This is a genomic window from Couchioplanes azureus, assembly GCF_014648355.1.
Taxonomy (GTDB): domain Bacteria; phylum Actinomycetota; class Actinomycetes; order Mycobacteriales; family Micromonosporaceae; genus Actinoplanes; species Actinoplanes azureus.
In genome coordinates this window covers 1-23,155 of sequence record NZ_BMQY01000017.1, presented here as the reverse complement: position 1 = coordinate 23,155, position 23,155 = coordinate 1, and the positions used below count along the sequence as shown (strand labels likewise).

The window sequence follows — 23,155 nt, the reverse complement described above, 5'->3', positions numbered from 1 at the left end:
GCTTTCCGATCGAGGGCGTGCGTGCGTCAGCCCTTCATGGCTCCGGCCGAGAGGCCGCTGATGATGCTGCGCTGCAGGATCAGGAAGATGACGATCATCGGTACCGACGCGATGACCAGGCCGGCGAGGAACTCGGTTTGCGGCACCTGGCTCGTGCCGGCCAGCCGGCTGAGCGCGACCGACAGCGGCTGCTTCTCCGGGTCCTGCAGCACCAGCAGGGGCCACAGGAAGTCCTTCCACATCGCGATGACCGCGAAGATGGAGACGACGCCGAGCACGGGCCGCGACAGGGGCAGCACGATCGACCAGAGGATCCGCAGCTTCCCGGCGCCGTCGATGGCGGCCGAGTCCAGCAGGTCGTCCGGGATCTGGTCGAAGAACCGCTTCAGGACGAAGATGTTGAAGGCGTTCGCGGCGGCCGGCAGCCACAGCGCCCACGGGGTGTTGAGCAGGTTCCAGCCGAACAGCGGCACGTCGGTGACGGTCAGGTATGCGGGCACGAGCAGCGCCGACGCGGGCAGCATGAGGCTGGCCAGCATCATGCCCAGCACCAGCCTGCCGAACGCGGGGCGCAGCTTGCTCAGCGCGTACGCGGCCGCCACGTCGATCACCAGTTGGATCAGCCAGCCACCGACCGCGTACCAGACGGTGTTGGCGAGGAACTTGGCGATGCGCATCTGCTCCCACGCGGTCGCGAAGTTCTGCGGCTGCGGGTCCTGCGGCACGACCGTCGGGGTCGCCTGCGCCAGCTCCGCCGGCGTCTTCAGCGCGCCCGCGACCATCCAGTAGAGGGGCGACACGAACGCCACGAGGAACAGGGCGGTCACGACCGCGAGCACCGTCCAGTAGAGGAGCCGGTTGCGGCCCCGGCGCAGCTGCGTCTGTGAGACGAGGGTGCGGATCGTCACTTCGCCTCCCGGGTGAGCCGCAGGTAGAGGGCGGAGAACACGCCGAGGACGACGAAGAGCAGTACGCTCATGGCGGCGGCGAGGCCGAAGTCCTGGTTGACGGTGAACGCGTACCGGTAGACCAGCACCATCACCGTGATCGTGTCCGGGTTGCTTGTGCCGGTGAGCTGGTACGGCTCGATGAAGACCTGCATGGTCGCGATGATCTGGAGCAGCAGCAGGACCAGCATGATGAACCGCAGTTGCGGCAGCGTGACGTGCCGCAGCCGCTGCCAGATCGTCGCGCCGTCGAGCTCCGCCGTCTCGTACAGCTCGCCCGGGACGCCCTGGAGCGCGGCCAGGTACATCAGCGTGGCGCCGCCGAGGTTGGCCCATGTGGACACGAGGACCAGCGAGATCATCGCGCTGCCGCCGCCCTGTGTCCACTGCGACTCCGGCAGCCCGACGCCGCGCAGCACCGCGTTGAACAGGCCGTTGCCGGGATCGTAGAAGTACTGCCAGAGCAGCACCACCACGATCGGCGGCAGCATCACCGGTAGGTAGACGGTGATGCGGAAGAACGCCCGCAGGTGCCGCAGCTCGTTGAGCAGGATCGCCAGGACGAGCGGGGCGGCGTACCCGAGCACCAACGCCAGGCCGGTGAAGACGACCGTGTTCTTCCAGGCCGTCCAGAACAGCGGGTCGTCGAGGAGGACCTCGTAGTTCTCCGCGCCGACCCAGTACGGGTCGGTCACGAAGTTGACCTGCTGGAAGCTGAGGATCACGCCGCGCACCAGCGGGTACCACGAGAACAGCGCGAAACAGAACAGGCCGCCGGCGAGGAACGCGTACGCCAGCAGGTTGTCCTGGATCCGGCGGACCAGCCGGGTCGGGGTGCGCAGGCGAGCGGGGCGCCGGGCCCGGCCCGGCGTGGTCGGCTTTTCCGCGGTCAGCAACGCCATCGCGTCTCCTTGGCTGTCCGGTGGGCGGCCCTCGCGAGCGGCCCTCGCCCGGTCGAGCGTCAGCGAATCCCGGCGAGGATGCTGTTGACCTGCTTCTCCGCGTCGGCGAGCAGCGCGGCCGGGTCGGCGTTGCGGTCGGTGAGGACCTTCTGCATCGGCACGTCGAGCACCGCGTAGACGGCCTGCGCACTCGGTGGCTCCAGCTTCACCGGGATGCTGCTCATCGCGGCGCGGAACGGGACGTAGTTCTCCTGCGGCACGTTCGCGTACCGCTGGTCGGCGGCGGCCTGCTTCGCCGCGGCGTCACCGGTCCAGATGGCGGGCTCGGGCAGGCCGACGGGCTGCTTGCTCTCCGCGGCCCAGCTGTTCTCCTCGGCGATCTTCTCCGGCGAGGCGAACCAGAACGTCAGCCACTTCAGGCCCGCGCGGATCTTCGCCGGGCCGGCCTTGGCGTTGAACATGTAGCCCTCGCCGCCGCCGAGCGTCGCCTTACCGTCCGGGATCGGCCCTAGGCCGTACGACGTGTAGTCGCCGTTGTACTCGTTGACGATCGTCGGGATGTTGTCGGCGGTCGCCACGTACATGCCGAGCTTGCCCGAGCCCATCAGGTCGAGCAGGTCTTTCCACTCCAGCAGCTGACGGCTGCCCATGCTGTCGTCGGTCCAGCGCATGTCCTTGAGGTTCTGCAGGACCTGCCGGCCGAGGTCGTTGTCGAAGGCGGCCTTCCAGGTGCCGTTCGCGTTGACCGCGACGTCGCCGCCCAGCGAGTACAGCTCGGCGGTGAAGTGCCAGCCGCCGGTGTTGTTCTTGGAATAGTCGCCGTATCCGACGTAGTCCTTGCCGAGCACCGCGATCTTCTTCGCCGCCGTGCGGACCTCGGCCCACGTCTTCGGCGGGCTGTCCGGGTCGAGGCCGGCCATGCGGAACAGGTCTCGGTTGTAGAGCAGGCCGAGCGAGTAGTTCTTGTACGGCAGGCCGTACGTACCGCCCTTGCCGTCCTGGAAGACCCGGAGCACCTCGGGCTTGACCTGGCTGGTGACCGGGAACTCCGGGAGGTACTTCGAGATGTCGGCGACCTGCCGCTTGGCGATGAGCCCGGCCGGGTCGGTGAAATAGACGTAGAAGAGGTCCTCGAGCTGCCCGCCAGACAGTTTGGCCTGGAACGTCTGCGGGTCCATCTTCCCCTCACGGGGGTCGATGTCGATGTTCGGGTTGGCCGCCTCGAACGCCGCCACGTTGGCGAGGAAGCGCTCGTGGTTGACCTTCTCGGTGGCCGGCGGCAGGCCGTTGACGACCAGGGTCACCTTCTCGTTTCCGGTGGCCGGCGGGGCGTCGTCGTCGCTGCCGCACGCGGCGGCCGAAAGGGTGAGGCCGGCGGCGAGAAGGAGACCGATGGCGCCGCGCAGGCGGCTTCTACTCATGGGGAACGCCCTTTCTCGAAGGGGTGTGCACGCGGTGAAGCGGACCGAGACTGTGACCTGCATCTCGCTTATGGTGCGTGGCGATGACGATACAAGACGACCGAACCAGCGCAAGAAATCGATCGAATCCCGAAAAAACAAGATGACCATGATCACGGGCACGAAGAAGGGCGGGCCACCGGCCCGCCCTCACATCGATGCTGGTCAGCGCTTCAGCGCCGGCCCCGTCGACCCCCGCACCACCAGCTCCGGCTCGAACAGCAGTTCGTCGCCCAGCACCTCGGCGCCCTCGATCTGACGTACCAGCAGGTCCACCGCGGCCTGCCCCATCGCCTCGATCGGCTGCCGCACCGTGGTCAGGGGCGGATCCGTGCACGTCATCAGCGCCGAGTCGTCGAAGCCGACCACCGACACGTCGCCCGGCACGGACAGCCCCAGCCGCCGCACCGCCCGGATCGACCCCAGCGCCATGACGTCACTCGCGCAGATCAGGCCCGTCATGCCCGCCCGGATCAGCCGGGCAGCGGCCACCCGGGCTCCCTCCATCGAGAACGGCGTGCGCTGCACCTCCGGCGATCCGTCTGCGGCGACAAGAGCCGCCAGCTTGCGCTCCGACGGCACGTGGCCCTGCGGGCCCAGCACGATGCCGATCCGCTCGTGGCCCAGCGCGCGCAGGTGTCTGTACGCCTGCTCCACCGCCACCGCGTCGTCCGTGGACACGTGCGGGAAGCCCAGCTCGTCGACGCCGCCGTTCACCAACACCACCGGCAGCCTGCGGTTCGCCAACTGCCGGTAGTGGTCGTGCTCGGCATCCGCCTGCGCGTACGCCCCGCCCGCGAAGACCACGCCGCTCACCTGGTGGTCCAGCAGCATCTCCACATAGTCGCGCTCCGGCACGCCGCCGATCGTGCGGGCACACAGCGCCGGGGTGAAGCCGCGCTGGGCCAGGCTCGCGGAGACCACCTCGGCCAGCGCCGGGAAGATCGGGTTCTGCAACTCGGGCAGCACCAGGCCGACCAGGCGGCCCCGCTCGCCACGCAGCTTCGTCGGTCGCTCGTAGCCCAGCACGTCGAGGGCGGTCAGCACCGCCGCGCGGGTGGATTCGCTCACCCCCTGACGGCCGTTGAGCACCCGGCTGACCGTAGCCTCGCTGACCCCCGCCTTCTTCGCCACCTCGGTGAGACGCTTCGTCACAGCAGCAAGAGTACGGCAAGCCTTTGCAAGAAGCGAACGTGGCGTTGTCGGCACTACGCAGAACTTGCGTTCGTCACGGTCGGGCAACTCCGGCCCGGTACGCCGTCAGATGGCCGTCATGTCGATCGAGGACGCCGCGCGAGCACGTCCAGGATGGACCAGACGGCGAAGAGGTCGTTGGAAGGGGATGACCTTGAACGAAGCACCCGCACCTCTAGGCCGTTTCGCTGACGATCAGCATCCCCACGGCCGTTGCCGCGGCCATGAGAGCGCCGATACCACCCCCGTAAATCGAGCGGTCCAGCAGAACCAGCAGAACATGCAAGCCGCCAGAACAGCGATCAGCACGATTGCCTTGCGCTGGCCTACGCCAAGTGAGCCATCGCCAAAAACAGGCCGTCCCAGGGGTCGTGCAGATCGCCGCCCTGTTGTAGGGGTTCGGCGCTGCGGCGTAGCTGGGCCGCGCGGACGTGGGCGCGACGATGCTGTCGGCTGCACGCCCCGGGAGTCGCGTTAAAGAAACTTTAAGGAACGCTTGCTCAGCGTCATGAACTGCTGCACATCGTTGCTCGTATATCTCGGCACAAGCAGTACCAAGACGACGAGGAGCCGTGCATGTATCGACGCGGAGTCAGCAGCCGGACGCGCAAGCTGGTGATTGGAGGTGCCGCCGCAGCGCTGCTCGGCTCGGCGCTCGCGGTCGGCACGGGGATGAGCCAGGCCGCCGAACAGGGCAACGCCGGAGCCAGCTCCGGTGACATCAACGCTTTGGTGCCGGCGCTGGGTTTCAGCCCGGGCAATCCGAACGCGACGGCCGACCGCGTGGGCCCTACCGGGGTGAAAGTTCCCGGTCGCTGCCCGCCCACTCAAGCTCAAGTGAACGCGCAGGTAGCGCTCAAGAATGCGAACCTTCCGAGTGGAACGGACCTTGAAAGCCGCATCCAACGTTTCGAAAAAACCTTGTCGGCGATTCAAGACTTGAAATGTCCCGCATCTTCCACGACTTTGCTGGGCCGCTTGAATTCCTTGACCGCGCTGCGCGCAAACGCGAACCGCGATAACATCCTGCGTGGTTTGGGTTTGAACGAGACGCCAGCGGATAAAGCCGCCGCCACAGGATCCGGTGACGCGGCCGCGAGTGGAGCGACGGGGAACGCCGGAGCCAGCTCCGGTGACATCAACGCTTTGGTGCCGGTGCTGGGTTTCAGCCCGGGCAATCCGAACGCGACGGCCGACCGCGTGGGCCCTACCGGGGTGAAAGTTCCCGGTCGCTGCCCGCCCACTCAAGCTCAAGTGAACGCGCAGGTAGCGCTCAAGAATGCGAACCTTCCGAGTGGAACGGACCTTGAAAGCCGCATCCAACGTTTCGAAAAAACCTTGTCGGCGATTCAAGACTTGAAATGCCCCGCATCTTCCACGACTTTGCTGGGCCGCTTGAATTCCTTGACCGCGCTGCGCGCAAACGCGAACCGCGATAACATCCTGCGTGGTTTGGGTCTGAACGAAACGCCAGCGGATAAAGCCGCGGGGAATGCGGCGTCGTAAAACCCGCCAGCGAAACAAGCGGCTCGCAGAGCGGCGCCGCGGACAACGGCAACCTGATCCTTCGCGGATCCTGATCCACCGCACGGAACCGCCTCGCCGGAGGCCCTCGCACCACGGGGGGTCTCCGGCGCGTCCGTGTGTGGGCCATGCGCGCGGTGATCTTCGGCTACTTCGGCACGCTGACCGACCCCGGCGCTGAGGAGTATCGCGAGCCCCTCGCGCACCGCACCGGCGAGCTGCTCGGCGTCTGCCGGCCACGGTTCTGGGAGGCGCTGGCCTGGAGCTTCGGCGAGCGCACCATCGAGGTCCACGGCGGGACGGAGAGCACGCTGAGGGCGGTGGCGCTTTCCTGCGGAGCGAACCCGTCATCCGCCCAGCTCCCCGTCGCGCTCGCGCATCACCGGAGCGGTCATGCCCGCCTCCGCAAGCCGCGGCACCAGGCGCTCGGCGTCCTGGCGGAACTCCGGCGGCGGGGGTTCCGGATCGGCCTGCTGAGCGACTGCGGTGCCGAGCTGGCGGAGTGCTGGAGCCCCACCGCGTTCGTCCCGCTCGTCTTCTCCTGGCAGGAGCGATGCCGCAAGCCCGATCCGCGGCTCCATGCGCCGGTGGCGCGGCGCCTCGCCGTCCACCCTGAGAAGTGCTCGTCACGAACGCGCTGGTCCCGGGCGCGGCGCGGTACCGGGTCGACCCCGATGACGCGGTCTGTGAGTACACGGTGGACGATCCGGCCGACCTGCCGCCCCTGGTGGGCAGCGCCGGGCCGCTATAACGGTCGGCATGGAGATCCGCGTGCCTGAACTGCCGTTCCCGCTGAGCTGGTCACCCGTACCCGCACCACCACTCGCAGCCGCGGCAGGAGAAACACCGCATTGCTGTCCACCCGCAACGGCCGCAGTCCCTCTGCCGGAAACCCGGCCTGCAGCACCGCCTGCCGCGCCAACGCGGCCGCCTTGACCAGCATGTAGCCACCTCGTAAGAGAACGCACCCAGCACTGTCTCATCAACGGCGGCACCTGGCACGACAGACAGCAACCTCGTCGCCGGCTCCCGCTCCGCCCGGACTGTGCTCATGCAGGTGCGCCGGCTCAGCCGTGCCCGTCGGCCGTTTTCGCTCTCGGGACGGCAATCTCGGCTTACTGGTGGTAGCCCCGGAAGCTCACCGTCGCAGCCGCGACGAGTTATCCGCTTCTGCCGAGTTGAGTGCGTTGCTGAGGACATTGCCTTCCCGCTGCCAGCCGGGGGAGATCCGGTACGGAACGTGCCGGCGGAGCCAATGGTCCAGCGGTACGTGGGATGGCCGATGTCGGCCAGGTGGTCTGTCCTGGGCCGTTGACCCCTGCCGCTTCACGCGCACGTGTCGGTTCTGCCGAGGCTGACGCGCCACGCGACATGACCACGGTGGCACATCGGGACATTTATTACAAAGGGTGTCGCGCAGGGGGGCCGTGCGGCTACCGTGACCCCCGGCATCGATTCATGTACCTAGATCATTGGATCAGGAGTGACGATGATGACGATCCCCGCCGTGGACCTTCCGTTCCTCGACATCACCGCGCCGGACTTTCGGTTCGACTCTCCGGCGGTCGCCGCCGCACGCGAGGCGAACTGGTGTGCGATGACGCCGATGGGACTCATCGTGCTGCGCCACGCCGAGATGCACCAACTGCTCCGCGACCCGCGGCTGGCGCAGAGCGGCGAGCGGTACCTGGAGCTGATGGGCATTTCCGACGGACCGCTGTACGACTGGTTCGTGCCGATGATCCTGCACCAGCGCGGCGCCGACCATCTACGCCTGCGGCGACTGGTCAGCAAGGCGTTCTCGCCACGGATGATCGAGGGTCTGCGGCCGTTCATGCATGACACCGCGACGAGTCTGACCGCGACGATCGCCGAGCGGGGCGAGTGCGAGTTCATGGCGGACTTCGCCGACCCGATGCCGGTGCGGGTGATGTGCGCGCTGCTCGGCGTCCCACCGAGCGATTACGAGTTGTTCCGCCGCTGGTCGACCGATGTCGGACTGGTCTACAGCTTCACCCTGCCGCAGCTGCGTACGCGGGTGGAGGAGGCCGTCGTGGGGCTGCGTGTGTACGTCGACTCGCTGATCGAGCAGCGCCGCGCCGAGCCGCGGGACGACCTCCTGTCGGCGCTCATCGCCGCCGAGGAGAGCGGGGACCGGCTGAGCACCGAAGAACTGCGCAACCTCGCCCTGACCCTCGTGTTCGCCGCGCACGACACGACCCGTAACCAGCTCGGTCAGGCGCTGGCGACGTTCAGCGAGCACCCCGACCAGTGGCGGCTGCTCGCGAAGCGCCCGGAACTCGCGCCACAGGCCGTGGAGGAGGTCATGCGGTGGGCGCCGGCGGTACCGACGATCTTCCGGTTCCCGGTCGAGGACCTCGACCTGCACGGTGTCCACGTCCCAGCGGGCACCCTCCTGCTGCTCGGCACGCACGCCACCAGCCGGGACCCGCGCGCCCTCGACGACGGCGACCGTTTCGACATCACGATCCACCGGCAGGTGCCGCACCTGACCTTCGGCGGTGGACCGCACTACTGCATCGGCGCACCGACCGCCCGCGTCGAGATGGCCGAGTCACTGATCGCGCTCAGCAGCCAACTGGCGCCGCCGTCGATAGCCGGCCCCGTGACCTGGCGTCCGCCTACCGCCATCCATGGGCCCGAGAGCCTGCCGCTCCGGTTCAGGGGGTGTTGAGCATGCACCGCGCCTGGATCGTCGGCGGCACGGCCATCGCGCTGCTCGGTGCCGCGATCATCGGGGCGGCACGGGCGGCGGTCGCCAGGATCGAACGCAACCCGGACCCCTTGCCGTACGACCGGCTCGCCCGGTAGCCGCAAGGCGAGGAGGTGCTCGTCCCACGTCCCGACGGGACGGTGCTGCGCGCGGTCGTGAGCGGGGACAGCCCGCCAGTGGTGCTCGCCCACGGACACGGGGCCTCGCTGCTGGAGTGGAACCTGGTGTGGGGCACCCTGGTCGCTCGCGGCCACCCCGTCATCGCCTTCGACCAGCGCGGTCCCGGTCGTGCCGGGGCCGCCGGACGGCTCGACCCGGGGCCGGCATGGGCACAGGTAGGCCGTCGGCGGGCGTTCGTGTGGCAAGGCCATCGGTATCTTGCCCGCCGCTGTTCTGTTTGGGAGGCGGGAGCAGGACCAGATTACTGGGAGCGATGGTTGGCGTCAGGACTTGGTCGCCGTCTGCGGAAGCAGGGTGAACACGCCGTCGCGGACTTGGACGCGCAGGAAGGTGGGATTCTCTCGGGCGCCGTTGGCGGTGAACCGCACCCGACCGGTGGTCAGGGTGCTGTCGGTGGACGCGATGGCGTCACGTACGGCTTGGCGCTCGATGGTCCCGGCGCGGCGCACGGCGTCGAGGGTCAACTTGGTCGCGTCATAGGTCTCGAGAGTGCTGGGCAAGGGTTCGACGCCGTTCGCGGTGCGGTAGCGCGCGGTCCAGTCTTCGATGCCCGGCTGGAATTGCGGCATGGGGAACGAAGTGCCGTACACGCCCTCGGCGTCGGCCTTGGGAGTGTGCTTGAAGATCTCAGCGTCGATGCAACCGTCGGCCAGCATGATCTTGCCGGTGTAGCCGGCCTTGCGCAGGTCTTTGATCAACCGGCCGGCTTCGACGTAGTAGCCGGTGAAGTACACCATGTCAGCTCGCCCGTCGATGACGCGCCGCGCCAGGTCGGTGTAGTCGTCGGCGTCCTGGCTGAGACGGCTCTGCAGAGCAACCACGATGCCGCTATCCGCTGCGGCCGTCGACTGCGCCAGGCTCACCGAGTAGCTGGTTCCGTCGTCGACGACGGCGAGCCGTGCGGTGTGAAGTTCACGCATCCAAGCGTGCGCCATCTTGGCCTCGTCCCGGGTGGTACCCGAGATGAGAAAGGCGGAGTTGTACCCCGGGGCGAGCAGGTCGGTCGAGTTGGCCAGCGGCACGACCGCCGGTATGCCGGCAGTGTGGAAGATCTTGAGCGTGGGGATGGTGGCATTGCTGCAGAAACCTCCGACCGAGGCGACCACGTCTGCGGCGACCAGCTCGTTTGCTGCGATGACGGCGGTGGCCGGGTCGCACGCGTCGTCCTTGACGACCAGCTCTACCGGCCGGCCCAGCAGCCCGCCGGCGGCGTTCACCTCGTCCACGGCGAGGCGGGCCGCCGCCACATCGGCCTGCCCGGACGGAGCGTTGCCCCCGGAGAGCGGCAGCAATGCGCCGATGCGGATGGGCTCGGCGGCGGCCGGCTGGTCCGGCGCCGCGCATCCGCCGACGGCCAGGGTGACCACGGCCGCTCCGATGGCGACGAGGTGGGCTGACGGGGCGCGGAGCATGGCAGGTCCTTCCGGCGGTGGACGTCCCCCTAAGCGTCGGCGCCGCCGGGCCATGGCTGAAGGGATCCTGACACTCAACTCGGCCGCCATGCGGACGAAAAGGTAAGTGGTGCTGGACGCCATCATGATCGGAGAGCCTGTGGGCCGAAACGCCACTGGACCTGCGGTAGGTGATCTTTCGTCGAGGAGCCACCGTCGCGGCAGCTTCGCCACGACCTTCGCCCTCGCCGTGGTGCTGCTGGGACTCGGTGGCTTCACCTTCTACGGCAACTTGCTGATGACCCGGACGACGGTGGCGCAGAGCGAGGCACTGGGTCTCGATGCCCACTTCAGCGAGGCACGCAATGCCATTTCGGTCGCCGAACTGCATACTCGCCAGTATCAGCTGGAGCCGCTGCCCTCCGTCCGGGTGCGGTACGTGAGTGCCTCGAGCACCGCCCGGGAGGCGTTGCAGCGCGCCGCTCTGAGCCACTCGCCCGAAGCGCGCGAGGATGCGCGTCGCTTGCTGGGGGAACACGAGGTGTATAGCGCGGCCGCAGAGAAGCTGCTGGACCTGGTGGCGAACGCGGATCCCGACGCGACCCGGCTCGACCGGGCAGAGGTGGCACCCGCCTTTTATACGTTGCAGCACGACATCGACACGGTCGCCCATCGATACCATGACATGGCGCAGCGGCGCGTGGCCGAGCTGCGCCAGGCCCAGGTCCGGATGTTGTACGCCATCGCCGTCGGCTTTGTCGTCGGTCTCCTGCTGGTCGCGGTGATCTGGCGGCTGGTCCTCAGCTTCCAGCGGCGCTTGGCGCTGCAAGCCGACAGCAACGAACATCTGGCCTCGCACGACTCGCTCACCGGGCTGCCGAACCGGATGAAGTTTCATCGCAAGCTCGCTGAGACCCTCCGTACCGCTGGGTCCGGATCGAGCCCTACCGCGGCCGTGATGATGATCGACCTCAACGGTTTCAAGGCGGTCAACGACTCCCTCGGCCACCAGGCCGGTGACGACCTGCTCGCCGAGGCAGGACGCCGCATCCAGGGGGCACTGCGCGAGTACGACATGGTGGCCCGGCTTGGCGGCGACGAGTTCGCCGTCCTGCTGCCGCGGATGCCGGACCTGGAGGTGGCACGACAGGTCGCTGAGCGCATCGCCGCTGCCCTTCGCGAGGACTTCCTGCTGTCGGCCGGACCAGTCGCGATCAGCGGCAGCATCGGCATCGCGATGGAGACGGAGCCGGTCGATGGCGACGATCTGCTGCGGTGCGCCGACGCCGCCATGTACCGGGCGAAGACCACCGGCTCCGGGGTGGCGGTATACGACGCGGAGACCGACACCGGCACGCACGACAGGGACCTGCTCTTCGACGACCTGCGTACGGTCATCGAATCTGGGGATCCGCAGGGCAATTTGATCTTGCATTACCAGCCGCAGATCCGGATCAGCGACGGAGCGGCCGACGGTGCCGAGGCGCTGCTGCGCTGGTGGCATCCCCAACGCGGCCTGTTGTCGCCGGCGGCGTTTCTGCCGCTCGCCGAGGGCACGGAGCTGGAGACACCGTTGACCCGTATGGTCCTCGACAAGGCCACCGAGCAGGCGCAGCGATGGCTCGAACAGGGGCGGGCACTGGTCGTCGCTGTGAATGTCTCCGCTCGTTGCCTGTTCGACGAAGGCTTCGCCACGTCAGTGGAGGCGGCGCTCAAGCGAAATCAGCTTCCGGCCGAGCTGCTGTGCCTCGAATTCACCGACGGAGCCATCATGACGCGATCGCAGCACGCCGTGGAGGTTCTGCGATCGCTGCACGACCTGGGTGTGCAGGTGTCCGTCGACGACTTCGGTGCCGGCTTCAGTTCGATGGCGCATCTACGGCACCTTCCGGCCACGGGATTGAAGATCGACAGGTTCTTCGTCCGAGACCTTGCCACCCAGGACGATGCAGCACTGCTGCGCAATCCCACGGAGCTCGCGCACAGTCTTCGTCTGTCGGTGGTCGCCGAGGGCGTCGAGGACGTGTCGGTGCTCGCAGTGCTGCGGGACCTTGGTTGCGATCATGCGCAGGGCTTTGGACTGGCGCGGCCGGTCCCTGCAGAGGAGTTGCTGGCCGCTTGCGAGGAAGCGGAACAACGCGCTCGCGTCGGTCTGACGACCATCCTGACGAATCAAGAACCCCCCGAAGGGGCAGCGGTATCGCAGGCCACAACTGAACAGCCCGCCGTGGCGGGCTGATCAGACACTCGGCATACCGGCTCTGGCGTCTCGGATGGGCGGACCGCCTCCGGTGGGCAGGACGATGCCCCCTTAACTCTTTGAACGGGAGGCGGCGCAGATCGTCAGGAACACCGTGACCGGGCCGGCCGGGCTCGCCATCCTGGCCGCTCTGCTGGTCGCCCGTCCGGACCTGCGCCGGCGCGCGACCGGTCTGGGCGGGCAAGCGGCGCCCTGCATCGCGGTGGACGTCATCGCCGCCAGGCAGGTAATGCGACGACAGCGCCGACAATTGTCCTGCCAGGCCTTGACACATTCAATCAGGACCGGTCACAGCATGACCCAGATTCTGATGACAACGACATCCGCGCCGCCGAAATGACCGATCGACACATGGCGCTCTCGCCCCGGGACATTTATCGCCACCGGCGTCTCCGGGGATGCCTCCGCGGGGAGACTCAAGAGCTGGAAAGCAGTCTGCCGCTGTCTGGATGCGCGGCAACTTTTGTCGGGCTGCCACCTGCACTGCGGCAACACCGACCACCGCACCAGTCTCCCCACCGAACACGACCACCCCGCCTCCGGGCCGTGGACAGGCGGATCCTCGCGGCGATCCAAGCCTCGGTCATGGGCGACCGAAGGTCCTGTTGGGCGCGACTATCGCTCAGGTATGACGAAGTTCTGTCGATAAGGCGGAGGCAGGGGACCCGCGCGATGGCTGGAGTGGCATGAGCCTGACGAATCGGGAGGTAGGCCAGTCCGCGCGCGACGACGCAGCGGCGTTGATCCCACAGGTGCTGGCCGAGCGGGCCGTGTATCCGCTGTACCAGCCCATCGTCGACCTGGGGACCAGGTCGCTGGTGGGCGTCGAGGCGCTGGCCCGAGGACCTGCCGGATCGCCGGTGGAGTACCCCGATGTGCTGTTCGCCGCCGCCGAACGGGCCGGGTTGCTGCATCTGGTCGACCAGCTCTGCTTTGCGCAGGCGGTGAGCGTCGCCCGGGCCGCGGGGGACGTGACGCCACCGCTGGTCTTCGTCAATGCCGAGCCGGGCGCGCTGAACCACGAGGTCACGCCTGAACTTCTGGCCGAGATCAGCGCGCAGCGGTCGTTTCGCATCGTGATGGAGCTGACCGAGCGGGCTCTCGCGGCCTATCCCGCCTCGCTGCTGCACATCGCAGCCCTGGTGCACCACGGTGGCGGCGCCCTCGCCCTCGACGACGTCGGCGCCGACCCGCTGTCGATGGCGTTCCTCCCGCTCCTCGAGCCGGAGGTGGTCAAGCTCGACATGCACTTGCTGCGCAATCCGCATGCCGAGTACACCATCGAGACCACCGCGATGGCCGCCGCGTACGCCGATCGCACCGGAACCGTCGTGCTCGCCGAAGGCATCGAAACCGAAGCGGACCTGGCGACCGCGCAGACCCTGGGTGCCCGGTGGGGGCAGGGCTGGCTGTTCGCCCGGCCCGGCCCGCTCAGCGCGGTAGCCGACCGGCCGGTCCACCACTCCGCCCGGCTGCGGCCGCCACGACCGGACCTGCACCAGCCGGCCGGCACCCCGTTCAGTGTGGCCGCGGCGCGGCATCACAGCCGCAGGGCCGATCAGCCCATGATCGACGCCTTGATCGAGTACATGTGGCGTCAGGCCGCCGGCACCGGTCCGTACGCGGTGGTGCTCGGCTCGTACCCGGACCCGGCCACCGGCCAGGCATGGTTGTCCCGCCTCGCGTCGGTAGCGCAGAAGGCGGCGTTCGTCGGAATGACCGGGCCTGCGCTGCCGGGCGCTATCCCGCCTCCGATCCGGATCGCGACGACCCGACGGGAGACAGCACAGTCGTCCGAGGCGGCCGAGACGGTATTGGCCGTGGTCGGCCCCTACTGTGCAGTGGCACTGTGCATCCGGCCCCACATCGACGACAAGGCCGACTTCGTACTGACCCACGACCCAGACCTTGTGCACGCAGTTGCCCGCATGCTGCTACGGCAACTCGGCACCGCAGCCGAACGGCCGAACCCGCCGACCGGCGACCCGCACGCCGGCCCGACCCCGGCAGCTACCGGCCCGCGCACGCAATAGCCGAACCGGCTCAGAACCCATGGCAGCAGGATCGCGACCGCGGAAGCGGCGTACGTGTGCCCGTAGGCGGCGTCGGCCATGGCGAGCTTCCCTTCAGGCGTGGGTGCGGTTGCTGGCCGCAGCGGTGCGCCTGTCGCGGCCGGGATCGGCCGCGAACGCCGCGACGCAGTGCGCCGAGCAGAGGCGGACGGCGGTGCCGTCGGGACGACGGCCGCAGGCCCCCGGCGTGGGATCGACGGTCATGCCGCAGACGGGGTCCACCAGCTGCTCGCCGGTGATCGCCGGGCTGCCGCCGTGCAGGGTGTCGGGCGCGGCGGTGTGCACCTGAGGCCGGACTGCGATGGGAATGCCCAGCGCGTTGTAGGCGATGGCGAAGAACAGGTTCTGGCGGATGTTGCGCATGGTGGCCCGCGAGAGCCGCACGGCGGTGACGACGCCGGCGAGGGAATGCCGGTCACCCCGACCGCCGGCTTCGTCGACGTTGGAGATGGCCGCGAAATATCGGTTCGACTCGTCTGGATGGTGTTTCTCCTGCGTCATCACCGCTCCAGGAGGTGTTGAGTCCGTCGGTCTGCCGGCTTGCGACCGTCGAGCGGCAGCCGGACTCGTGCGGACCGGCCGGTGTCCCGGGACTCCAGGCTCTTGGCCATGTGCTACGACCCGCCGACCACCGACGATGGACGCAGATTGATCGCCGAACGTCAATGACGTCCGACCGGGCGGTAAGCGAGTCGATGTTCCGGATGCGCCATGGTGCTCGAAGTGGACGGAGTCGACATGAGATCGATGTCCGAATCGTTGTACGAGCTCGCCGGTCGAATCAAGAAGATCGAAGAGTCCGCCGCCGCGGCGCGGGAGAAGACCGCGTCGCGTTGCAGCAGCGTCGACGGGAGATCGAGGATGCGTTCGACAACGAGGTCTACGCGTTCGAAGCTGCTGCAGCCGAGGTGACGACCGCGGCACGGAGCTGGTGGATGGACACGAAGGGTTCGATCGAGCGTCAGGTCGCGGCCATGCGGGCTGACTTCGACAAGCGCAAGACGGAGCACAAGAAGGAACACGCGCAGCGGTTGGCCGACATCGCCGAGGAGGACGCTGTGGCCGCCGTGACGCTGGCGACGTACTGCCTGAACGCCGCGGAGTGGGCGGTCGTCGATGCGGCGCTTGCTCGCGCCGAGGCGGACCAGTCGGCCGCGGCACCGTGATCCCTGATTCGGATCCCTACCGATGGGAAGCCCGCGCCGCCATGACCAGCGAGGGGACAACGGGATGATTCGGGAATTGGTCGGTGGTTGGTGGCTGCTCGCCGTGCGCGGTGTCGCCGCCGTCCTCTTCGGCCTGGCCGTCCTCATCTGGCCGACGTGACGCTGTGGGTGCTGGTGGCACTGTGGGGCGTGTTTGCGCTCGTCGACGGGATCTTCGCTGTCGTCGCGGCGATGCTCGGCCGCGTCGTCGTCGCCCACCGGGGGTGGCTGGTGTTCTCCGGCATGGTGGGGATCGCCGCGGGCATCGTCACGTTCGTGTGGCCGTCGATCACGGCGTTGGTGCTGCTGTACATCATCGCGTTCTGGGCGATCGTCATAGGTGTGCTGATGATCGCGGCCGCGGTGCGGCTGCGCACCACGATGCGACACGAGTGGGCGCTGGGCATCGCCGGTGGGCTGTCCGCCCTGCTCTGCGTTGTCCTGCTGGTCACACCAGGAGCCGGCGCACTCGCCGTCACCTGGGCGATCGGTTGGTACGCGCTGCTGTTCGGCGTCCTGGTGCTCACGCTCGCCTGGCAGGTGCGCCGCCAGATCACCAGCCGCGACGTCGCAAGCGCGGGGTCACGGCGCGGCTCGGCCCGCCCAGCGACCTGACATGCGCCGTTGCACAGCAACCTTGGGGTGAGGCGGCTCCGCCCCCGGCCGGCGGGTGATGTCGCTCGAGTAGATGGTCTCGGTGCGCCCGCTGGCCATGCCGCACGCCGTCGATGCACCCACCGAGGCGACTAGCTTTCCACCGCCAGGTGTCCCCGGTCTGGACCCCGTCGTCAAGGCGCGATCATGCCGTTGTGGGGCTGGAAGCGTTCCGCGGGGTGTGGGAGCTGATCGCCACCCTCGTGGGATCTCCGCTCAAGACCGCGGTACGGCTCGCACGAAACCCCACACGCTCACACCTACGATCGCTTCTCAGCGAGGCGGGTTTGACTATGCAGCAAAGGTCAATACCGCGAATCCCCGACGAAACGTTGGCGTGACATCGATCATGCAGGTTTTCCAGGTCCAATTTGAGTCGTCTGGACAACTGTTGCCACGCGACAACTGATGTCACGGTGTTTAAGCGAGGTCGCCCTTCGTGACGGCGTGGGATGTCGAGCGGTTCGCCCGCTCTGGTCGTGGCGATTTCATAAATGCAGACAAGGGGCAAGATGCCGAAAGGTGAATGATGGACGGAGCATTTCCACACCTCAGCGACACCTTCGGCGAGTCGCGCGTGGAAATCGCCGGGCAGTCCCAGAACGAGTCGCTGGAGATGGTTGTTCACGGCCGGTGGGACGCCGCCCTTGCCGCCGATCTGCGCTCCGCAGTACAGAAATGCCTGGCCGAGCAGCCGACCGTGCTGCTGGCGAATCTGCATGACCTCGGTGACCCGGGCGGTCGCAGCGCGCCGTTCTGGCTGACCGCTCACCGGGCCGCCGACCGTCGCCAGCCGCCCGTCCGACTGGCCCTGTGTATCCCTGCGGCCGCCGACCTTGCCATCCGGCTCCGCAGGATGGGAGCGTCCCGGTTCGTGTCGATGTTCGCCACCGTGCCCGAGGCTCGTGCGACGCTTTCCGCCGGCCTGCGGCCGCCGGATCGGGTGCAGCTGACCCTGCCACCCGAGCCCAGCTCGGCTGCCCGGGCGCGCGAGCTGGTCAGGCAGGCCTGCCTGGACTGGTGCCTGGCGCCGCTGAGGCACCGGGCGGTCATGGTGGTGTCCGAACTCGTCGCCAACGGCGTCCAGCATGCCGCCACGGAGCTGCGACTCACGGTGTCGCGTCGCGGGAACGGGTTGTACTTGGCCGTGGAGGACGGCGACCGCCGCCTGCCGACGCTCCTGCCCCCTGCGCCCCACGAGCCCGGGACACCCGTGCTCGCCCCGGGGCACGGCCTGCGCGTCGTGGACGTCGCGGCGAGTGCCTGGGGAGCCCGTAACAGTCTGGGCGGCAAAGTGGTCTGGGCCACCATCCGTGACGGCGTTCGGCCGGCATGATGAGCTCAGCTCACGGTGTCGCCCATCCGGTGCTCGCGCATGGCAGTCTGGCCTCGCAGTTACGTGACCCGTATCGCGACCAGCGAGGCCTTAAGGTCGCCGCCGTGGCGACTGTGCTGCTTCTGGTCACCGTGGCACTGTCGTGGTCTATCTCCCGCAGCCTGGTGACCCGGCTGCGCAGCGTCGTCACGGTGATGCGCCGCGCCGCCGACGGCGATCTGTCCGCGCGCCTGGACGTGGACGGCCCCGACGAGATCGCCAGCTGATGACCTCGATGAAACGGCACCCTGGAACGTATCAATGGCGCCATCACCTCGATCGACAGCTACCAGGCCACCATCGCCAGCGCCGTGGAGCAGCAGACCGCCACCGCCAGCGAACTGAGCCGCAGCCTCACCGACGCCTCCACCGCTACCAGCCATCTCGCGGATGCGGTCGCCGAGGTCGCCGACGGTGCCACCGAAACCGACCAGGGCGTGCACACCGTCCGGGGTACCTCGACCGATCTGGCTACCGTGTCCCGCACGCTTGCCGACGTTGTGGACGGCTTCATCACCGCGTAGGCCGGCCGTGCCTGCCGGCTTGAGACGGGATCGTCGGTCCACCGCTGGCGGCACAGGCTGCGCTGCCTCGCCGGCCCCCTGGTCGGGTGGATCGGGCCGACGCGGAGTTGGCAGACCCTCTCGCAAACGCCCTGCTCGGGGTCAGCAGAGAGGCGGAGTCACATGGGGCGACGAGCTGCAGCGCCTTTCGGCGCTGGCCTCTGGTCGATTGCTGCGACAACATCATCGTCGCGTCGCTCTTGCTTCATCCGTGTGTGTTGACGGTTGCCGCACCGCGGGTGGTTGCTGTGTCGTCCTGACCCGCTCGAGAAAGGTGGGAGGCGAGCGCCGCCGACGCGGTATGCGATGTGATCGTCTCGGTGGGTGCGGCGGGACGGCCGAGTAGGTATCCCTGGACGCTGTCGCAGCCCAAGGCGCGGACGGCGTGTAACTGCTCGGCGGTTTCCACGCCTTCGGCGACGGTGGACAGCTGGAAGGCGCGGGCGATGTCGACGATGGCGGCGATGACGGCTTCGCCGCTACCGCCGGTGCCGAGTTCGGCTACGAACGCCCGGTCGACTTTGAGCAGGTGCACCGGGAGTTTGCTGAGGTAGGCGAGGCAGGAGTAGCCGGTGCCGAAGTCGTCGATGGCCAGCCGGACTCCGGCGGTGGCCAGGGCTCGCAGGGTTTGGGCGCTGGCGCCTTCGTCGTCGATGAGGCTGTCCTCGGTCACTTCGATGACGAGGCGGTCGGGCTCGAGGTGGTGGGTGGTCAGCAACGAGGTGACGAGGTCGACGATGCCAGGAGTGCGCAACTGGGCGCCGGACAGGTTGACCGTGACGTACGGCGGGTCGGGCAGGGCTGACCAGGCGGCGAGTTGGGCGGCGGCGAGGGTGAGCGTGCGGTGCGCCAGGAGGTCGTCGAGGCCGGCCGCGGCCACGACCGGCAGGAACTCGCCGGGACTGACCAGTCCACGCTGGGGATGGTTCCAACGGACCAGGGCCTCGTAACCGGGTCGGCCGTTCGCCGTCAGGGGGACCACGGGCTGGTAGTGCAGCACTATCTCGCCGTTGGCGAACGCGCGGCGCAGCTCGACCTCGACCGCTAACGCGCGGGCGACCTGCCGGTGCTGCGCGGGGTTGAAGAGCGCATAGCCGTCGGCCTGCCGCTTGGCGGAGTACATCGCGGTGTCCGCGTCGCGCAGCAGCCCGGCGACGTCGCGGCTGTCGTCGGGTGGGCTCACCGTGGCGCCGACCGCGGCGCGGATGGTCAGTGCATGTCCCTGCACGTCGAACGGGCTGGCGAAGGTCGTCAGAATCCGCTTGGCCAACGCTGTTGCCGCGTCGGGGCCGGCATCGAGGCCGAGGGGCGCGGCGACGACGAACTCGTCGCCGCCGAAGCGGGCCAGCACGTCGCCGTCGCGCAGCTGGGACCGCAGCCGGTCGGCCACGCTCATCAGCAGATGGTCGCCGGCCGTGTGGCCGAGCGAGTCGTTGATCCGTTTGAAGTTCACCAGGTCCAGGAAGAAGACTGCCATCGACTGCCCGGCGTGCCGGGAATCGTCGTGCAGCGCGCTCAGCGCGTCGTCGAGCAGCGCGCGGTTGCCCAGTCCGGTGAGGCTGTCATGCACGGCCCGATGGGCGAGGTCGCCTCGGGCGGCGTGCTCGGCGCGGGAGGCGAGGGCGGTCTGACCCGCGATGAGAGCCAGCAGAATTAGACTGGTCGCGGCGGTCCGCCACGGGTGCACCGGCTGGTGGCGTACCGCGCTGATGACCAGAGTCGCCGGGATCGCGAGCAGCGTCAGCGAGGTGGCCGCGTGGCGAGCGGTGAGCAGGCCGACCGCCCGGGGCCGGCCGCGTTCGGTCAGCAGGCTGGCGGACGGGTGCCACGCCGCCGCCGCGCCGAGCAACGCACCGGCAAGCCAGCCGGCGACGTCGATCGGGGCGCCGGCCAGCTCACCCGGCCGGGTGACCGCCAGGTGCAGCGTGCTGGCGAACGCCGTGATCGCGCCCGCGAGTAGGAGCAGCAGACTCACCTGTTTGCGGACGGGCTCCACGACGGCGAGGCGCACCGCCACGATCACCGTGCCGATCATGCCGACGAGCAGGCTCAGCGGCCACGCCCGGGCCAGGCTCGAGACCGTCAGCTGTCCGTCCGGGGTCTCCACGAACTGCAGCAACACGACCACCAGCGCGGTGGCCACGATCGGCACGTCCAGCGGCAGGGGCCGGTCCGATGGTCCGCGCCGCGCCCGGGAGAACAGCACGGCTGAAGCGATCACCAGGACGAAGGCGGCGAGCTGGGCCACCAGCGCCGCAGCCGGCACGAACTGCGGCACTCGGGTGAGGACCGGCAGCTCGGTGAACGTGTCGCCGAGCGCTCCCACCCCGACGCCGGCGAACAGAACCCACCAGGGGCGCAGGTGCGCTGGGCGGGTGTGGGTCAATCCGGCCGCGGCCAAGAGCAGCACACTGACCCGGACCATGATCGCCAGACAGAACGAAGTCCAGCCGCGGGGTACCACGGCGACGGCCACCACCGCGCAGGCGGTGAACCCGAAAGCGGCAAAGACGCACTGTCGCGCGCGCGGCCGAATAGACATGAGCACGGTTCCTCCCCGTCCTCCATCGGCCGCGACAGCCGGTCGATTGAGCCTTCCGAACCACCGCCGCGGCGGTACCGGGTTGGCGGAGCCTCGGCGTCGCCCGTCCCATGGCCCTCCGTCGGTGTTCGCCGACTGCGCCGAGCTACGGCGCGACCGGTCGACGCTGCCGTGCCCAGCCGAGACTAGGCGCCGCTGGCTGACTCCGGGGCGTCCAGAGGCAGTGCATCCCGCAGGTGCAGCATGCCGGTGACGACGGCGGTTAGCTGACGAGGAGTGACGGGTTGGTGAGTAGCCGGTCGGCAGGCACGCTCAACTCGTGAGGATCTCTACCCTTGATCATCACGATGGTCGTGCCCTCGATAGCCGGGTTGGCACGCAGGACCGGCGTGGGTTGCCGTCGGGTCGCCGCCGCAGTGCAGTGACGGTGCGGAGTTCGGGCCGGTGGGGGGATGAGCCGGCGACTCTTTTCGGCTGTACGGTCGGGCTCGCCGGCGCCGTCGGCGTGCTGCTGACGCTCACCGGCTGCCCGGGCGGCTCTCAAGATGACGACGACGGTGACGATGAGGACGACGACTGAGTGGCGGCGGGCCGGTGTCGCTGGTTCCCGAATCGCATCCGGCGCCTTCAAGTCGAGGGATATGAGGGAGCGTTGCCGGTTGACTCGGAACCTGGCAGAGAGTCGTCTGCCAGAAGCCGCATTCATAGGCCCGTTTCGCCCGTCGTATAGCCACGGTTGAATAGTCGTGTTGCGTGGACCCCTTTACTCGGTCGAGTCTCCACCAACACTCGGCGGAGTGTCGCCCAGATCCTGATACCAATCTGTCGCCCGAGCCATGAGACCCGACAGCCAGCAAGCCGAGATGTCGGGCTCCAGTTGATACGTTACGGATCCGGGTCAGATGATCCGTGACACCTCCGGCTACCCAGAATTGCGGCTCCCACGGCGGCCGTCCGCCGAAGTTCGACCCGCAGGACTACAAGGCTCGGCAGGGGCCGAGTGCGGCATCAGCCGCCTCAAGAGGCATCGGGCTGTGGCCACGAGGTACGACGAACTCGCGGTCCGTTACGAGGCAACCGTCGTCGTAGCGGCAATCAATGAGTGGCTATGACCGGCACATCCGACGCCATGCCCTCTCCGACGCGGCCAGCAGCTGATGAACCGCCCGACCACGCGTGAGCGCTACGGCGTCTGACCGGGGGGCCTGTCACGGCGGTGATGTCAGGAAGACGTCAGGCAGAAGGGGTGGCCAGCCGGATCCAAGAGTACCCGCCAGCGTCCGTCGCCGGGTTGATGGTCCGGTTTGGCCGCTCCGAGTTCCAGCGCCAGCTCCTCCATCGCATCGAGGTCGTCAGCGCGGAAATCCAGATGGAACTGTTGTGGCACGTCCTGACTCGGCCACTGCGGAGCCCGGTATCCGTCGACCCGCTGGAATCCCAGATCACAGCCGTAGCCGTCCGTCAGAGCGACGAACTCGTCCGTACCGAAGAGCTCGCGCATCCCGGTCAGTGCACCGTAGAAGCCCGCCAGCACTCGCGGGTCAGCACAGTCCAAAGTCACCCCTCGCAGCACAGCGCCTGGCAACGTTCGCTCCTTCATGTCCGCGCGTCTGTCTCCGAAGCCGCCGCTGCATGCGATCACCGGCCAGAGCCACACCGTACCCGCCAGATCCACCGCTGAAGTAGCGGTTTACCCCTGCCTCAAGCAACGGGTGACTGTGCCCGGCTACGCCTTCGGTGGAAGGAGTGCTGGGCGATTGCCGGCGCCAGCCGCCGGGCAGGGCGACCCGTCGCCGCGAGCACCTCGGGCCGGTGCTCGGTGAGACGCCAAGCGCCCGGTCGGTCGGGGAGGGGAGGGTTCCTCCCTCCCCGGAGCAGTGCCCGTCGAAGGGGCGGGGGCGTACCGTGATCGGTGACACCTCGCGCGGGAGGGCACCCCACTATGCAGGAAAGCGACGAGCTGCCGACGTGGAGGACTGGCCAGAGGATCAAGGTGCTGCGTCAGCGGGCCGGTATGCCCCGCACGGTGCTCGCCGGGATGGTCGGCAAGTCGAGCGACTGGGTCGAGAGCGTCGAGACCGGCCCATCATGACTCCTCGCCTGACTGTGAGGCTGGTGGTGTCGGCTCATTGATGATGGGCTGGCGGCTGGC

At 68.4% G+C, this 23,155-nt stretch carries 21 protein-coding genes and 1 pseudogene; 14 read left to right on the top strand and 8 right to left on the bottom strand.

Annotated elements, in window-relative coordinates:
- Nucleotides 1-26: 26 nt before the first annotated feature.
- The 4 genes from IEY99_RS32675 to IEY99_RS32660 form a co-directional block, all read right to left on the bottom strand.
- Nucleotides 27-908, bottom strand: a complete 882-nt coding sequence (locus IEY99_RS32675; protein ID WP_189207984.1) for a carbohydrate ABC transporter permease — start codon at nucleotides 906-908, stop codon at nucleotides 27-29.
- Nucleotides 905-1,849, bottom strand: coding sequence for a carbohydrate ABC transporter permease (locus IEY99_RS32670; RefSeq protein ID WP_189207983.1), 945 nt, complete (start codon nucleotides 1,847-1,849; stop codon nucleotides 905-907). The genes IEY99_RS32675 and IEY99_RS32670 overlap by 4 nt, the downstream gene beginning before the upstream one ends.
- Nucleotides 1,850-1,908: 59 nt before the next feature.
- A complete protein-coding gene (locus tag IEY99_RS32665) occupies nucleotides 1,909-3,270 on the bottom strand; it encodes an ABC transporter substrate-binding protein (protein ID WP_189207982.1) in 1,362 nt (453 codons plus the stop codon).
- A 204-nt stretch (nucleotides 3,271-3,474) separates the two neighbouring features.
- Nucleotides 3,475-4,464, bottom strand: a complete 990-nt coding sequence (locus IEY99_RS32660; protein ID WP_189207981.1) for a LacI family DNA-binding transcriptional regulator — start codon at nucleotides 4,462-4,464, stop codon at nucleotides 3,475-3,477.
- A 615-nt stretch (nucleotides 4,465-5,079) separates the two neighbouring features.
- Here IEY99_RS32660 and IEY99_RS32655 point away from each other — a divergent pair.
- The 4 genes from IEY99_RS32655 to IEY99_RS35030 all read left to right on the top strand — a co-directional run bounded on the left by IEY99_RS32655 (nucleotide 5,080) and on the right by IEY99_RS35030 (nucleotide 8,859).
- Nucleotides 5,080-6,009 (top strand): hypothetical protein, encoded by a 930-nt coding sequence (locus IEY99_RS32655; protein ID WP_189207980.1) that lies wholly within the window; start codon nucleotides 5,080-5,082, stop codon nucleotides 6,007-6,009.
- Nucleotides 6,010-6,155: 146 nt separating this feature from the next.
- A complete protein-coding gene (locus IEY99_RS32650; RefSeq protein ID WP_189207979.1) occupies nucleotides 6,156-6,806 on the top strand; it encodes an HAD family hydrolase in 651 nt (216 codons plus the stop codon).
- A gap of 710 nt (nucleotides 6,807-7,516) precedes the next feature.
- The gene (locus tag IEY99_RS32645; protein ID WP_229799475.1) at nucleotides 7,517-8,722 is read left to right on the top strand and encodes a cytochrome P450; all 1,206 of its coding nucleotides are present in this window, start codon (nucleotides 7,517-7,519) and stop codon (nucleotides 8,720-8,722) included.
- Between the two features lie 2 nt (nucleotides 8,723-8,724).
- On the top strand, nucleotides 8,725-8,859 hold the full coding sequence (locus IEY99_RS35030) for a hypothetical protein (RefSeq protein WP_268245167.1): 135 nt from the start codon (nucleotides 8,725-8,727) through the stop codon (nucleotides 8,857-8,859).
- A gap of 345 nt (nucleotides 8,860-9,204) precedes the next feature.
- Here IEY99_RS35030 and IEY99_RS32640 read toward each other — a convergent pair whose 3' ends face one another.
- A complete protein-coding gene (locus IEY99_RS32640) occupies nucleotides 9,205-10,353 on the bottom strand; it encodes a branched-chain amino acid ABC transporter substrate-binding protein (protein ID WP_189207978.1) in 1,149 nt (382 codons plus the stop codon).
- A 109-nt stretch (nucleotides 10,354-10,462) separates the two neighbouring features.
- On the opposite strand from IEY99_RS32640, the gene IEY99_RS32635 reads away from it, so the two are divergent.
- The 3 genes from IEY99_RS32635 (at nucleotide 10,463) to IEY99_RS32625 (ending at nucleotide 14,625) form a co-directional block, all read left to right on the top strand.
- Nucleotides 10,463-12,571: a putative bifunctional diguanylate cyclase/phosphodiesterase gene (locus IEY99_RS32635; protein ID WP_189207977.1), complete on the top strand. Its 2,109-nt coding sequence runs from the start codon at nucleotides 10,463-10,465 to the stop codon at nucleotides 12,569-12,571.
- Nucleotides 12,572-12,686: 115 nt separating this feature from the next.
- Entirely contained in the window at nucleotides 12,687-12,932 is a 246-nt protein-coding gene (locus IEY99_RS32630; protein ID WP_189207976.1) for a hypothetical protein, read from the top strand.
- Between the two features lie 412 nt (nucleotides 12,933-13,344).
- On the top strand, nucleotides 13,345-14,625 hold the full coding sequence (locus tag IEY99_RS32625; RefSeq protein ID WP_229799474.1) for an EAL domain-containing protein: 1,281 nt from the start codon (nucleotides 13,345-13,347) through the stop codon (nucleotides 14,623-14,625).
- Nucleotides 14,626-14,718: 93 nt separating this feature from the next.
- On the opposite strand, the gene IEY99_RS32620 is transcribed toward IEY99_RS32625, so the two are convergent.
- Nucleotides 14,719-15,165, bottom strand: coding sequence for a hypothetical protein (locus tag IEY99_RS32620; RefSeq protein ID WP_189208035.1), 447 nt, complete (start codon nucleotides 15,163-15,165; stop codon nucleotides 14,719-14,721).
- Nucleotides 15,166-15,497: 332 nt separating this feature from the next.
- Here IEY99_RS32620 and IEY99_RS32615 point away from each other — a divergent pair, with 332 nt between their 5' ends.
- From IEY99_RS32615 to IEY99_RS32595, 5 genes are all read left to right on the top strand, one after another.
- Nucleotides 15,498-15,830: a hypothetical protein gene (locus IEY99_RS32615; protein ID WP_189207974.1), complete on the top strand. Its 333-nt coding sequence runs from the start codon at nucleotides 15,498-15,500 to the stop codon at nucleotides 15,828-15,830.
- 156 nt (nucleotides 15,831-15,986) lie between these two features.
- Complete coding sequence (locus tag IEY99_RS32610) at nucleotides 15,987-16,484, top strand: HdeD family acid-resistance protein (RefSeq protein WP_229799473.1); 498 nt, start codon at nucleotides 15,987-15,989, stop codon at nucleotides 16,482-16,484.
- 616 nt (nucleotides 16,485-17,100) lie between these two features.
- Nucleotides 17,101-17,859, top strand: coding sequence for an ATP-binding protein (locus IEY99_RS32605; protein WP_189207973.1), 759 nt, complete (start codon nucleotides 17,101-17,103; stop codon nucleotides 17,857-17,859).
- Between the two features lie 104 nt (nucleotides 17,860-17,963).
- The gene (locus IEY99_RS32600) at nucleotides 17,964-18,125 is read left to right on the top strand and encodes a HAMP domain-containing protein (protein ID WP_189207972.1); all 162 of its coding nucleotides are present in this window, start codon (nucleotides 17,964-17,966) and stop codon (nucleotides 18,123-18,125) included.
- A gap of 84 nt (nucleotides 18,126-18,209) precedes the next feature.
- The gene (locus tag IEY99_RS32595; protein ID WP_189207971.1) at nucleotides 18,210-18,422 is read left to right on the top strand and encodes a hypothetical protein; all 213 of its coding nucleotides are present in this window, start codon (nucleotides 18,210-18,212) and stop codon (nucleotides 18,420-18,422) included.
- Between the two features lie 244 nt (nucleotides 18,423-18,666).
- Here the strand turns inward: IEY99_RS32595 and IEY99_RS32590 are convergent, their stop codons facing one another.
- Complete coding sequence (locus tag IEY99_RS32590) at nucleotides 18,667-21,003, bottom strand: putative bifunctional diguanylate cyclase/phosphodiesterase (RefSeq protein ID WP_189207970.1); 2,337 nt, start codon at nucleotides 21,001-21,003, stop codon at nucleotides 18,667-18,669.
- A gap of 936 nt (nucleotides 21,004-21,939) precedes the next feature.
- Here IEY99_RS32590 and IEY99_RS34760 point away from each other — a divergent pair.
- Nucleotides 21,940-22,115: pseudogene (locus IEY99_RS34760) on the top strand (IS5 family transposase); the annotation flags it as partial.
- A gap of 110 nt (nucleotides 22,116-22,225) precedes the next feature.
- Here IEY99_RS34760 and IEY99_RS32585 read toward each other — a convergent pair.
- Nucleotides 22,226-22,678: a VOC family protein gene (locus IEY99_RS32585; RefSeq protein ID WP_229799472.1), complete on the bottom strand. Its 453-nt coding sequence runs from the start codon at nucleotides 22,676-22,678 to the stop codon at nucleotides 22,226-22,228.
- 318 nt (nucleotides 22,679-22,996) lie between these two features.
- On the opposite strand from IEY99_RS32585, the gene IEY99_RS32580 reads away from it, so the two are divergent.
- The gene (locus tag IEY99_RS32580) at nucleotides 22,997-23,095 is read left to right on the top strand and encodes a helix-turn-helix domain-containing protein (protein ID WP_189207969.1); all 99 of its coding nucleotides are present in this window, start codon (nucleotides 22,997-22,999) and stop codon (nucleotides 23,093-23,095) included.
- The last annotated feature ends 60 nt before the right edge of the window (nucleotides 23,096-23,155 follow it).

Excerpts from the sequence above, each read along its gene's own strand:
- IEY99_RS32655 (WP_189207980.1), top strand. The coding sequence starts at position 5,080 with ATGTATCGACGCGGAGTCAGCAGCCGGACGCGCAAGCTGGTGATTGGA.
- IEY99_RS32670 (WP_189207983.1), bottom strand. The coding sequence starts at position 1,849 with ATGGCGTTGCTGACCGCGGAAAAGCCGACCACGCCGGGCCGGGCCCGG.
- IEY99_RS32650 (WP_189207979.1), top strand. The coding sequence starts at position 6,156 with ATGCGCGCGGTGATCTTCGGCTACTTCGGCACGCTGACCGACCCCGGC.
- IEY99_RS32640 (WP_189207978.1), bottom strand. The coding sequence starts at position 10,353 with ATGCTCCGCGCCCCGTCAGCCCACCTCGTCGCCATCGGAGCGGCCGTG.
- IEY99_RS32620 (WP_189208035.1), bottom strand. The coding sequence starts at position 15,165 with ATGACGCAGGAGAAACACCATCCAGACGAGTCGAACCGATATTTCGCG.
- IEY99_RS32645 (WP_229799475.1), top strand. The coding sequence starts at position 7,517 with ATGATGACGATCCCCGCCGTGGACCTTCCGTTCCTCGACATCACCGCG.
- IEY99_RS32665 (WP_189207982.1), bottom strand. The coding sequence starts at position 3,270 with ATGAGTAGAAGCCGCCTGCGCGGCGCCATCGGTCTCCTTCTCGCCGCC.
- IEY99_RS35030 (WP_268245167.1), top strand. The coding sequence starts at position 8,725 with ATGCACCGCGCCTGGATCGTCGGCGGCACGGCCATCGCGCTGCTCGGT.
- IEY99_RS32590 (WP_189207970.1), bottom strand. The coding sequence starts at position 21,003 with ATGTCTATTCGGCCGCGCGCGCGACAGTGCGTCTTTGCCGCTTTCGGG.